Annotated in this window: 10 protein-coding genes; 7 read left to right on the top strand and 3 right to left on the bottom strand. The window is 69.0% G+C overall.

What is annotated here, in order from left to right; translation table 11 throughout:
* The first annotated feature begins 161 nt into the window (after positions 1-161).
* From ACYVOK_RS09870 to ACYVOK_RS09885, 4 genes are all read left to right on the top strand, one after another.
* Entirely contained in the window at positions 162-2,981 is a 2,820-nt protein-coding gene (locus tag ACYVOK_RS09870) for a family 78 glycoside hydrolase catalytic domain (RefSeq protein ID WP_460661987.1), read from the top strand.
* Between the two features lie 64 nt (positions 2,982-3,045).
* Positions 3,046-4,374, top strand: a complete 1,329-nt coding sequence (locus tag ACYVOK_RS09875) for an ABC transporter substrate-binding protein (protein ID WP_460661988.1) — start codon at positions 3,046-3,048, stop codon at positions 4,372-4,374.
* Positions 4,375-4,379: 5 nt separating this feature from the next.
* The gene (locus ACYVOK_RS09880) at positions 4,380-5,306 is read left to right on the top strand and encodes a carbohydrate ABC transporter permease (RefSeq protein ID WP_460661989.1); all 927 of its coding nucleotides are present in this window, start codon (positions 4,380-4,382) and stop codon (positions 5,304-5,306) included.
* Positions 5,303-6,154 (top strand): carbohydrate ABC transporter permease, encoded by an 852-nt coding sequence (locus tag ACYVOK_RS09885; protein WP_460661990.1) that lies wholly within the window; start codon positions 5,303-5,305, stop codon positions 6,152-6,154. Before ACYVOK_RS09880 ends, ACYVOK_RS09885 begins: the two co-directional genes overlap by 4 nt.
* 27 nt (positions 6,155-6,181) lie before the next feature.
* On the opposite strand, the gene ACYVOK_RS09890 is transcribed toward ACYVOK_RS09885, so the two are convergent.
* Positions 6,182-7,315: an aminotransferase class V-fold PLP-dependent enzyme gene (locus tag ACYVOK_RS09890; RefSeq protein WP_460661991.1), complete on the bottom strand. Its 1,134-nt coding sequence runs from the start codon at positions 7,313-7,315 to the stop codon at positions 6,182-6,184.
* A 26-nt stretch (positions 7,316-7,341) separates the two neighbouring features.
* On the opposite strand from ACYVOK_RS09890, the gene ACYVOK_RS09895 reads away from it, so the two are divergent.
* Positions 7,342-8,094: a glycerophosphodiester phosphodiesterase gene (locus tag ACYVOK_RS09895; RefSeq protein WP_460661992.1), complete on the top strand. Its 753-nt coding sequence runs from the start codon at positions 7,342-7,344 to the stop codon at positions 8,092-8,094.
* A 54-nt stretch (positions 8,095-8,148) separates the two neighbouring features.
* On the top strand, positions 8,149-9,522 hold the full coding sequence (locus ACYVOK_RS09900; RefSeq protein ID WP_460661993.1) for an MFS transporter: 1,374 nt from the start codon (positions 8,149-8,151) through the stop codon (positions 9,520-9,522).
* Positions 9,523-9,607: 85 nt separating this feature from the next.
* Here the strand turns inward: ACYVOK_RS09900 and ACYVOK_RS09905 are convergent, their stop codons facing one another.
* The gene (locus tag ACYVOK_RS09905) at positions 9,608-9,979 is read right to left on the bottom strand and encodes an RNA polymerase-binding protein RbpA (protein ID WP_130448290.1); all 372 of its coding nucleotides are present in this window, start codon (positions 9,977-9,979) and stop codon (positions 9,608-9,610) included.
* 202 nt (positions 9,980-10,181) lie between these two features.
* Between ACYVOK_RS09905 and ACYVOK_RS09910 the strand changes: the two genes are divergently transcribed.
* Positions 10,182-11,342 carry a GDSL-type esterase/lipase family protein gene (locus ACYVOK_RS09910; RefSeq protein WP_460661994.1) on the top strand — a complete coding sequence of 387 codons (1,161 nt, stop codon included), beginning with the start codon at positions 10,182-10,184 and terminating at the stop codon, positions 11,340-11,342.
* Positions 11,343-12,027: 685 nt separating this feature from the next.
* On the opposite strand, the gene ACYVOK_RS09915 is transcribed toward ACYVOK_RS09910, so the two are convergent.
* Positions 12,028-12,525 carry an FxsA family protein gene (locus ACYVOK_RS09915; RefSeq protein ID WP_460661995.1) on the bottom strand — a complete coding sequence of 166 codons (498 nt, stop codon included), beginning with the start codon at positions 12,523-12,525 and terminating at the stop codon, positions 12,028-12,030.
* Positions 12,526-12,571: the final 46 nt, after the last annotated feature.

The raw sequence follows: 12,571 nt of genomic DNA on the forward strand, positions 1-12,571 counted from the left end.
GTGCATTTTGTGCTACCACGAGTGCACATCGGGCTAGTCCCCGGCGACTGACGGCCTCAGGATCAGGGAACAGGCGAAACGTCCTCGCCATCAATCCGAAACACCTCGAGGCCCTTCGCCACCGCAGCCAATGAATCGTTTCACACGCCGGTTGGAGTCTCATGTCGAACCTCTCCGCACCGACCAATCTCCGCTTCGAGCACCGCACCGACACCGGGCCCGTGCTGGGCATCGGCACCGCGACGCCGCGACTGTCGTGGCAGATCCCGGCCGCTGACACCGGGTACACGCAGACCGCCTACGAGGTGGAGATCAGCCACGGGGGTGGTGGGGCCGGGAAGGTATCCGACACCGCCACAACCCAGGTGTACACGGTGCAGTCCCCCGACCAGATCCTCGTCCCCTGGCCCGGCGACCCGCTCAGGTCACGCGAGTCGGCGGAGGTCCGGGTCCGCGTCCGCGGGAACGACGACTGGAGCGAGTGGAGTCAGCCCGCCACCGTCGAGGCCGGTCTGCTCAGCGGCTCCGACTGGAGCGCCCGGTTCGTCAGTCCCCGCGACAACAGCTACGGCTCCCCCGCGCCCCTGATCGCCGGTGAGTTCGAACTGCCCACGGACATCGTGAAGGCTCGCCTCTATTCCACCGCGCACGGCATCTACCTGCCGGAGCTGAACGGCGAGCGGGTCGGCGACGACGAGCTCGCGCCCGGATGGACGGCGTACCAGGCGCGGCTCAGGTACCAGACGTACGACGTGACCGGCCTGATCCGGTCCGGCGAGAACCGGCTCGAGTTCCTGGTCGGCAACGGGTGGTACCGCGGCCGGCTCGGCTTCCACGGCAAGAACTCCCTGTACGGCGACCGCGTCGCGATCCTCGCCCAACTCGAGGTCACCACCGCCGACGGCCAGGTCCACACGTTCGCCAGCGACGGCACCTGGACCTCCCGCGAGAGCGCGATCATCGCCGACGACCTGTACGACGGCCAGCGCACGGACCTGCGGCGGGCACCTGGTGAGCCCACTCCGGTCGACGTGCTCGAGGCCGACCTCAGCCTCCTGGTCGCGCCCGACGGACCGCCGGTCCGCATCACCGAGGTCGTCCCCGCGGTCGAGATCAGCACCTCGCCGTCCGGCAAGACCCTGGTCGACTTCGGCCAGAACGTCGTCGGCCGCGTCCGGCTGAAGGTCCGCGGCGGTACCGAGGGCGACGAGATCGTGCTCCGGCACGCCGAGGTGCTCGAGAACGGCGAACTCGGCGTCCGCCCGCTGCGCACCGCCAAGGCGACCGACTCCTACGTCCTGGCCGGCCCCGACGAGACCACCCTCGACTCGCCACTCACCTTCCACGGGTTCCGGTACGCCGAGGTGACCGGCGTGCCCGATCTGCGGCTCGAGGACCTGGAGGCCGTCGTCGTCGGGTCGGACCTGCGCCGGACCGGCTGGTTCGAGTCGTCGCACGAGCTGCTCAACCGCTTCCACGAGAACGTCGTGTGGGGTATGCGCGGCAACTTCGTCGACGTTCCGACCGACTGCCCGCAGCGCGACGAGCGGCTCGGCTGGACCGGTGACATCCAGGTCTTCTCCCCCACCGCGAGCTTCCTGTTCGACACCGCCGGGTTCCTCACCAACTGGCTGGCCGACCTGGCCGTCGAGCAGCAGAAGGACGGCTCGGTGCCGTTCGTCGTACCGGACATCCTCAAGCACGCCGGTCCGGCCACGGCCGCTTGGGGTGACGCGGCAACGATCGTGCCGTGGGTGATCTACGAACGTACCGGTGACGCCGGTCTGCTCGCCCGGCAACTGCCGAGCATGCGCGCCTGGGTGGACCGGATGACCGAACTGGCCGGCGACGACCTGCTGTGGGCCGGCGGATTCCAGTTCGGCGACTGGCTCGACCCGACCGCGCCGCCGGACAACCCGTTCCGCGCGAAGGCCGACCCGGACGTGCTGGCCACCGCCCACCTGGCCCGCTCGGCCGAGGTGGTCGCGAAGGCCGCTCAGGTCGTCGGCGACGCCGAGCTGGCGCGCGAGTACGCCGACCTGGCCGCGCGGGTCCGGACGGCGTTCGCGGCCGAGTACGCCACCGAGGGTGGCCGCGTGCTGAGCGACGCGGCAACCAACTACGCACTCGCCCTGCAGTGGGCGCTGCTGCCGACCGATCGCCAGCGCAAGCGCGCCGGCGCACGCCTCGCCGACCTCGTGCGGACGGCGGGCTTCCGGATCAGCACCGGGTTCGTCGGTACGCCGCTGATGGCCGACGCGTTGGCCGATTCCGGACATCCCGACCTGGCGTACCGGCTTCTGCTAGAGACAGGCTGCCCCTCTTGGCTGTACGCAGTGACGATGGGCGCCACGACGGTCTGGGAACGCTGGGACAGCATGCTGCCCGACGGCAGCATCAACCCCGGCCAGATGACGTCGTTCAACCACTACGCCCTCGGCGCGGTCGCGGACTGGATGCACCGCCGCGTCGCCGGGCTGGCCGCCGGCGACCCCGGCTACCGCACGATCGAGGTGCGGCCGCTCTACACCTCGCACCTCACCAGCGCGTCGGCCAAGCACCTCACGCCGTACGGCGAGGCCGCGGTCTCGTGGACGCGGTCCGACGGCCAGGTGCGGCTCAGTGTGACCGTGCCGGTCGGGTCGCGTGCGCGGGTCGACGTACCGGGTGAGAGCGCACCGGTGGAGGTCGGACACGGTACGCACGAGTGGACCGCCGACGACCCTGTCGCGGAGACGCCCGCGCTGCCCACGGACGCGACCATCCGGCAACTCATCGACCACGAACCCAGCTGGGACGCGATCGTTGCCGCTGCCAAGGAAACCGACACCGTCACCGACGACGCCGAACTCGCCGCGCGGCTCGAGCGCTACCTCGACCAGCCGGCCGGCCAACTGGTCGAAGCGATCAGCCCGCGCGGCTTCGGCCCCAGCGCCGAGGCCCTGCAGGCCAGGCTCGACGCCCTGCTCGACAGCAACTGACCACCCCAACCCCGACCCCCGCCCCGATGCAGATGCCCTGAAGAAACACCCCTTGGAGGTCATGATGACGTTCCGCCCAGGTACGAGAGGACTGGCCGTCCTCGCGGTCTGCTCGCTCGCCCTGACCGCGTGCAGCGCGGGCAGCCTCGGCTCCAGTGACGATTCGGGCGGCGGCTCGGTCGAGATCACCTATCTGATCGGCAACCAGGAGCAGGACCTGAAGGAGGCCCAGCAGCTCAGCAAGGACTTCACCGCCAAGAACCCCGGCATCACGGTCAACCTGGAGACCCGGCCGGCCGGCACCGAGGGCGACAACATCGTCAAGACCCGGTTGTCCACCGGCGACATGACCGACGTCTTCGCGTACAACACCGGGTCGCTGTTCCAGGCGATCGCGCCGCAGAAGAACCTCGTCTCGATCAGCGACCAGCCCTACATCGGCGACCTGGACGAGAACTTCACCAAGACGGTGACCGCCGGCGACCAGGTGTACGGCGTGCCGTCCGGCGGGTTCATGGGCGGCGCGGTCCTCTACAACATCCCGGTCTACCAGAAGCTCGGGCTGCAGGTGCCCAAGACCTGGGCCGAGTTCATGGCCAACAACGCCAAGATCAAGGCGGCCGGCGGCGGGATCGCGCCGGTCATCCAGACCTACGGCGAGACCTGGACGTCGCAGCTGTTCGTCCTCGGCGACTTCCACAACGTGGCCGCCGCCGAGCCGGACTTCGCGGACAGGTACACCAAGAACCAGGCGAAGTACGCGACCTCGCCGGCCGCCCTGAAGGGCTTCGAGCACACCCAGCAGGTCCACGACCTCGGCTACCAGAACAAGGACTTCGCCTCGGCGAAGCTGCCGGACGGCCTGAAGATGCTTGCCACCGGCAAGGGTGTGCACTACCCGATCCTGTCCGGGGTGGTGAACGACATGGTCGCCACCTACCCGAACGCGGCCAAGGACGTCGGGCTGTTCGCGCTGCCTGGTGACGACGCGGGCAAGAACGGGCTGACCGTGTGGACGCCGGGCGGTATCTACATCCCGAACACCACGACCGGCGACAAGCTCGAGGCGGCGAAGAAGTTCCTCGCCTTCGTGGCCAGCCCCGACGGCTGCAAGTCGCTGACCAGCGCGGGCGTGCCCACCGGCCCGTACGCCGTCAACGGGTGTGAGCTGCCGGCCGACGTACCGCAGTCGATCAAGGACATGCAGCCGTACCTCGACAAGGAGGGCGGGTCCAGCCTCGCGCTGGAGTTCCTGTCGCCGGTGAAGGGCCCGTCGCTGGAGCAGATCACCGTCGAGGTCGGGTCCGGGATCCGCAAGGCCAAGGACGGTGCGGCGCGGTACGACGAGGATGTGAAGAAGCAGGCGCAGCAGCTCGGACTGGAGGGCTGGTGAGGCCGGTGGCGATCCTCTCAGCTCGGGCTCGGTCGAGTGCCGAGACGACCCCGGCCGCGTCCGCGGCCGGGGGGAAGGTCTACACGCCGTACTCGTACTGGTTCTACCTGCCGACCGCGGTGATCTACAGCGTGCTGTTCCTGGTCCCGACCTTCGCGTCGTTCTACTACAGCCTGACCCGCTGGAGTCTGTTCGAGTCGAAGTTCATCGGACTGGAGAACTTCGTCACGTTCTTCCAGGAACCCGCGCTGGTCAAGGGCTTCACCAACACCTTGATCTTCGCGGCGGTGACCTCGGGCTCGAAGGTCGTGCTCGGCCTGCTGCTCGCCGTCCTGCTGACGTCGCGGATCGTCGGTCGCGGGTACCTGCGCTCGGTCGTGTTCTTCCCGGTGCTGGTCAGCACCATCGGCGTCGGCCTGATGTTCCAGGTGCTGATGAACCCCGAACGCGGCCTGATCAACGGCGCCCTCGCCGTGATCGGCATCGACGGTCCCGGCTGGCTCACCGACCCCAAGTGGGCGCTGATGTCGATCGCGGCCGTCGACGTGTGGAAGGGCGTCGGGCTGGCCACCTTGATCTACATCGCCGGGATCGTGTCGATCCCGCGTGAGTACATGGAGGCCGCCCGGGTCGACGGCGCCGGGTCGTGGGAGTCGTTCCGCCGGATCGTGCTCCCGCTGTGCAAGCCCGCCACCGTCACCGTCATCATCTTGTCGCTGATCGGCGGCCTGCGGTCCTTCGAGCTGATCTGGGCGATGACGCGCGGCGGTCCCGGGTTCACCTCGGACGTGATTTCGTCGGTGATCTACAAGCAGTACCAGGCCGGGTTCTACGGCCTGTCGACGGCCGGCAACGTGATCCTGTTCCTGGTGGTCACCGCGATCGTGCTGCCGCTGAGCTGGTTCCTGAACCGGAAAGAGGTGGACATGTGAGCACCGCCGAACTCGTCAACCACAGACCGGGCCGCAGCTACCTGCTCAGCGTCGTCGCGATCCTGTCCTCGATCGTGGTGTTCGTCATCCCGTTCGCGTTCATCGTGCTCACCGCGATGAAGGACCGGCAGCAGGCCGCGGCCCTCGACTTCTCCTGGCCGCAGCAGTTCCGGTTCGTGCAGAACTTCGTCGAGGTGGTCGAGGCCCGCGACTACATGCTGGTGATCGCCTTCATCAACAGCACGATCCTGACCGTCGCCAGCGTGGCCGGCATGGTGGTGCTGGCGGCGATGGCCGGATTCGTTCTGCAACGCCGCAAGAGCCGGTGGAACCCGTTCATCAACTTCCTGGTGCTGTCCGGGCTGATCATCCCGCCGGCCGTGGTGCCGACGATCTGGGTGCTGCAGGGGCTCGGCCTGTTCCGGACCCTGCCGGGGCTGATCCTGATCGAGATCGCGTTCGGGTTGTCGTTCTGCATCCTGCTGTTCCGGGCGTTCGTCGCGACCATTCCGCGCGAACTCGACGAGGCCGCGATCATCGACGGGGCCGGGCCGTTGCGGTTGTTCTTCCGGGTCATCTTCCCGCTGCTGAGATCGGTCATCGTCACCGTCGTCGTGGTGCAGTCGGTGAGCGTCTTCAACGACTTCGTGAACCCGCTGTACTTCCTGCCCGGCGACAAGAACGCGACCGTGCAGCTGACCCTCTACAACTTCTCCGGCCAGTTCAGCACGCAGTACAACCTGTTGTTCATGGACATCCTGCTGATCACGATCCCGCCGCTGATCATGTTCCTGTTCTTCAACCGCCAGATCGTCGCCGGGATGACCTCCGGCGCGGTCAAGGGGTGACGGGTCCGCGGACCAGGAGGTAGTCAGTCACGCGAGAACTCTGGGCAGCCGCTCCGACAGTTCGTGGTAATCCTGGAGCGAGTTGTAGGCGTGGGCGGACAGGCGGATGAAGACCCGCTCGTCGAAGCCGGTGAGGGTGATCTCCGCCTTCTGCTCACGCGACACCCTCGTCTTGAACGCCTCGGCGTCGGTCAGCGCGACGGATCTCGGCAGTTCCACCAGCCGCATCGTCGCCGCCGGACGCGCCACCTCGCCGATCCCGGTCCCGAGCGCCTTCGCGACCAGGCGGGCGCCCTCGTCGACCAGGTCGCTGAGCTGTGAACGACGTACCGGCCACTGCAGTTCCTCCAGGATCCGCAGCGACTCGGGTGCGGCGATCCAGGGCGCGTAGTCGTACGTGCCCTGCATGTCGAAGCGCTCCGGCAGGCGTTCGTCGTACTCGGACCAGGACACGATCAGCGGCAGGGCCGCCGTACGCCACTGCTCCGCCACCACGAGACCGGCCGTCGCGCGGGGCGCGGCCGGCCACTTGTGGAAGTTGCCGGTCCAGAAGTCGGCGCCGTCGGCCGCCGGGGCGTCGATCAGCCCGGGCGCGTGCGCGCCGTCGACCACGACCGCGACGTCCCGCGCCCGGCACACCGCGACGAGGTCGGCGATCGGGAACACCATCGCGGTCGCCGAGCTGATCTGATCCACGACCAGTACGGCGGCCCGCTCCAGCGCGGAGGCGATCAGCGAGACCACGGTCGCGTCGTCGGCCTCCAGTGGTACGTCGACCACGACCACCTCGGCCTGGTTCGCCCGGGCGAACCGCTCGGCGGCGTACCGCACCGCGCCGTACGCGTGGTTCGTCAGCACGATCCGGCTGCCGGCCGGGATCGGCAGCGCCGCCAGCGCCGCGGTCACCCCGGCACTGGCGTTCGGCACCAGCGCGAACCCGGCCGGATCGGTCCGGAGGTACGACGCCAACTCCAGGCGGCTAGTGGTGAGCCGGGCGGCGACCGAGCGGAACCACTGCATCGGGTTCGCGTCGGTTTCGGCCCGCAGGGCGGCCATCACGTCCTGGGTCCGCCGCGGCACCGCGCCGTACGAACCGTGGTTGAGATGCAGGACGCCGGGGTCGAGGGTCCACAGGTCGGGGCGGGGGCTGAGTACCGTCACCACGCAAACGGTACATACTTTCCGACGTGTACCCCTACCTCGACCACGACGGGCCGATCGCGATGGCCCACCGTGGCGGCGCGCTGCACCCGGACAACGTCGGCTACGAGAACTCGTTGCGCGCGTTCGAGCACGCGGTCAAGCTCGGCTACCGGTACCTCGAGACGGACCTGCACGCGACCAGCGACGGTGTCGTCATCGCCTTCCACGACAGCCGGCTCGATCGGGTCACGGACCGGACGGGTGTGGTCGCCGAGCTGCCGTGGTCCGAGGTGCGCCAGGCCAAGATCAACGGCAACGAGCCGATTCCCCGGCTGGACGAGTTGCTCGAGCACTTCCCGGGAATCAGGTTCAACCTCGACATCAAGGCCGAGAACGGGCTCGAGCCGGCCGCCGCCGTACTGCGCGCGGCCGACGCGATCGACCGGGTCTGCGTCTCGTCGTTCTCCCAGTCGAGGGTTCGGCGGATCCGCCGCATCCTCGGACCCCGCCTCTGCACCGGGTACGGCGACTGGGAGACCGCGCTGATCCGGTTCCTGCCGTTCCCGCTGAAGTCGGGCGGGGCATGTCTGCAGATCCCGGAACGCTACGGCCGGCTGCGTGTGCTCACCCCCGGGCTGATCGAACGGGCCCATGCCCTCGGCAAGCAGGTGCACGTCTGGACGGTCGACGACCCGGCCGACATGAACCGCCTGCTCGACGCCGGTGTGGACGGTCTGATCACCGACCGCACCGACCTGCTCCGCGACGTCCTGGTCGAGCGGGGCCAGTGGGGCTGAAGTGTTATCCGCGGGTACGCCGGTTCGTCCCTGCGACCTGACACACTCCTGCGCATGGGATTTCTCTCCGCCCCGGCGGCGGTCGACAAGCGCGAGTACTGGGGATTCAGCCTGTACGACTGGGCCAACTCGGGCTATGTCACCACGGTCGGCACGGTGCTGTTCGCGCCGTACCTGACCTCGGTCGCCGAGACGGCGGCCTGCGGGTACGTCGGTACGGCGGAACGGCCGTGCGACACCAACCTGGACGTCCTCGGGCTGGGCATCTCACCCGGTTCGCTCGCCTTCTACGTGGTCACCGTCGCGACGTTGGTGTCGGCGCTCTTCCTGCCCGTCGTCGGCGCGATCGCCGACCGGCTGGAACGCAAGAAGCTGCTGATGTGCGGGTTCGCCTGGACCGGTGCGCTGGCGGCCTGCTGCATGGTGTTCGTCGGCGGCGGCAGGTGGGAGCTCGGCGCATTCCTGCTCTTCATCGGGAACCTGTGCCTCGGTGCGTCGCTGGTGGTGTACGACTCGATCCTGATCGACATCGCCGGTCCGGACGACCGCGACGACGTCTCGTCCCGCGCCTGGGCCTTCGGCTACCTGGGTGGGTTCATCCTGCTGACGATCAACCTGGCCGTGGTCACCGCGCACGAGGCGCTTGGGCTCAGTCAAGGTACGGCGGTCCGCCTGAGCCTGCTGTCCGCGGGGCTGTGGTGGGGCGCGTTCACGTTCATCCCGTTCGTGAAGCTGCGCAACCGGCCGCCGGTGCACGTCGTACCGGTGCGCAGCGGCAGCCTGGTCCGGCAGAGCTTCGGTCAGCTGGCCGCGACGCTCCGGCACATGCGGACCTACCCGATGACGCTGCTGTTCCTGGTCGCGTACCTGTTCTTCAACGACGGCATCCAGACCGTGATCTCGGTGTCCTCGACGTACGGCGAGAAGCAGCTCGGGTTCGAGACCCAGGTGCTGATCGCGACGATCCTGCTGGTGCAGTTCATCGCGTTCTTCGGGGCGCTGGCGTTCGGGCGGTTCGCCCGGCGGTTCGGCACCAAGCGGACCATCATGGGCGGGCTGGTGTTCTGGATCCTGATCGTGATCGCCGGGTTCATGCTGCCGGCCCGGCAGATCGTGCCGTTCCTGGCGATGGGGGTGGCGATCGGGATCGTTCTCGGCGGCACCCAGGCGCTGTCGCGGTCGGCCTTCAGCCAGCTGATCCCGGAGGGCCGGGAGGCCGAGTACTTCTCGCTCTACCAGGCCGGCGAACGCGGCACGTCCTGGCTCGGCACCCTGGTCTTCGGCCTGGTCCACCAGATCACCGGCTCCTACCGCCCGGCCATCGTCGCCCTCGGCCTGTTCTTCGTCGTCGGCCTCGCCCTGCTGAGCAGGGTCGACATGCGCCGAGGCATCCGCGAAGCCGGCAACGCCCAACCCACGCTCATCTGACCTCCACCCCCGGCCACGGGTTCACGGGCGCGCGAAAACGGGCCCCTCGCCGCGTCGTTGCGGTGAGGGGCCCGTCGATGCTCTGTCAGGCGGTGCGCTTGGTGCGGTGCAGGTGGGCGGGGCCGATCTCGCCCTTGCGGAGCAGCTCGACCCGCTCGGCGAGGAGCTCCTCCAACTCGGAGATGCTGCGGCGCTCGCGCAGCATGTCCCAGTGCGTACGGGCCGGCTTCTCCTGCTTCGGCTCCGGCTTCTCACCGGTCGACCGGGCGGCCTCGCTGCCGCAGTGCGGGCACTCCCAGACCGCGGGCACCTCGGCGTCGTGCGCCATGGTGACCTCGACCACGTGGCCGCGGGGGCAGTCGTACGTGATCATCTGGCGCGGCGCGAACTCGACACCACGATCATCCTCGAAGCTGACCCCACCCAGCCCCGAACCACGCAGTACGCGATTAGACATGTCAAACCTCCGAGATCGTCATCCGTGCCAACGGTCGGCCGGCCCGGATCATTCCCATTTTGGCATGCCCGAGCGATATGTTCGCACCTGACAGCCCGTTGTGACTCGCTGTCATCGAGCGTTCACCGATCACGGTGCGTGGCGAATCACCGGGTGTGCCCCCTGGCAGGGCGCGCGTCCGGTGTCCTGAAGACTGCTGTCCATGCACAACTGGATCACCACGCCGATCACGGCCGACCTGTTGCGGGGAGCTCTCGACCTGGAGGAGACCGAGGTCGGCGTCCTGCCGCACCGGCTGCCGGCCTGGGCGCGGCGGCAGTACGACGACCCGCAACTGGAGATGGTGGAGCCGCAACCGTCGGGCGTGCGGGTCGTGTTCACAACCCGGGCCACGGCCATCGAGCTGGACACCCGGCCGACGAAGCGGAGGTACACCGGCGCGCCGCCAACCCCGGACGGCCTGTACGACGTGCTCGTCGACGGGCGCCTCGTCGCGCAGGCGACGGTGCCGGGCGGCAACGTGCTGACCGTCGACCTGACCACCGGCGCCACCGTGCAGGAGACCGGTGCGATCGGCACGGTCCGGGTCGGCGGGTTGGCCACCGAGCCGAAGACGGTGGAGATCTGGCTGCCGCACATCGAGACCACCGAACTCGTTGCCCTGCGCACCGATGCGCCGGTGGAGCCGGCCGAGGCCACGGATCGGCGGGTCTGGTTGCACCACGGCAGCTCGATCAGCCACGGATCGAACGCGACCGGCCCGACCGGTACCTGGGTGGCCCACGCCGCCGCACTGGCCGGGGTCGAGCTGATCAACCTCGGCTTCGGCGGCAGCGCGCTGCTCCAGCCGTTCATCGCGCGCACCCTACGGGACACGCCCGCGGACCTGATCAGCGTGAAACTCGGGATCAACGTGGTGAACGCGGACGTGATGCGCCGGCGCGCCTTCGGGCCCGCGGTGCACGGCTTCCTCGACACCATCCGCGAGGGCCACCCGGCCACGCCGCTCCTGGTCGTCTCCCCCATCCTCTGCCCGATGCACGAGGACACCCCGGGCCCGACCATGTGGGACCTGGACGCCCTGAGCCGAGGCGAGCTGCGATTCGCGGCGACCGGCGACCCGGCCGACGTACCGGCCGGGAAACTGACCCTCAACGTCATCCGGGACGAACTCGCCCGTATCGTCGCCCAACGCGCCGCCGACGACCCGAACCTGCACTACCTCGACGGCCGCGAACTGTACGGCGTGGACGACCACGCCGACTTCCCGCTGCCGGACGACCTCCACCCCGACGGGCCCACCCACCAGCGGATCGCCGAACGCTTCACCAAACTGGCCTTCGGCGGCCCGTTCGCCGGCTAGCGGACCGTCCACGCGTGCTACGCAGCCGCTTCCTTCGTGCTCCGCTCCCCACCGCGCCCGCTCTGCCCGCCCACGCGTGCTACGTGGCCGCTTCCTTCGTGCTCCGCCCTCAGCGCGTCCCTTACGCCCGCTCCCACCCCCCGGCTTATCGCCGGTGCATCCCTTGCCGGCTATCACCGCCAGCCTGCGGGCGGCCGCCCGCGGTTGCTCGCTGTCGCTCGCGCTCGACGACCCGGCCGGCGCCCGTCCCGCCGAAGACGCGGGTGATGGTAGCCGTGAGACCTGGAGTCAAGGTGAGCCACGGGTCCAGGGCAAGCGTTCGGCTGGGCCAGCCAGGCGCCGGACTCCGGTTCCAGCGGGTCGGATCAGATCAATCGCAGGTCGATGTCTCCTACTCCACGAGGTCACAGGCCTTGCACCCACCACAGATCACCTGTAGTCCCCTGCGGGCGATAAGCCCGCTCGATCGCAGGTCGACCTCTTACTCCACGAGGTCACAACAGTCCTTCCACCCACCACAGACCGCCTGTAGTCGCCTGCGGGCGATAAGCCCGCTAACGCCGGCGGCAGCCGGCAAGGAATGCACCGGCGATAAGCCGGGGGCGGGTGGGAGCGGGCGTAGCGGGCGCGCTGAGGAGCGAAGCGACGAAGGAAGCGGCGGCTTAGCACGCGGGGGACAGACGGACTACTTCTTGTCTGGGTCGATGACCTCGCCCTGGATCACGTCGTCCGAAGCGCCTGGTCGCGTCGGACCGGGTCCTGGGCCGGTGGTACCGGCACCCGGGACGAAGCCGGGGAAGCTCGCGCCGCCGAGCTGAGTCGTCAGCCGGCGGCCGAGGAACGCCGACAAGCCACGCCGGGCCAGCGGCCGGGTGAACGGCAGGACGAAGAAGAAGCCGAAGACGTCCGTGACGAAGCCGGGGGTGAGCAGCAACGTGCCGCCGATCAGAACGAGGGCGCCGTCGGCCAACTCCCGACCGGGCATCTTCCCGGTCTGCAGGGCCTTCTGCAGCGCGTTCCAGGCCCGCCGCCCCTCACGCTTGATCAGCCACGCGCCCAGCGCGCTCTCCACCAGCAAGAGCCCGACCGTCGGCCAGCCGCCGATCACCTGGCCGATCTGGATGATCACGTAGATCTCCAGGATCGGCACCACCAGCAGCGCCAGCGCCACCAACCACGGCATGTCCTACCCCTTCCTCACCAAGCCCGGGAGCTGACGTGCCACGGCC

The organism is Kribbella swartbergensis (assembly GCF_054784135.1).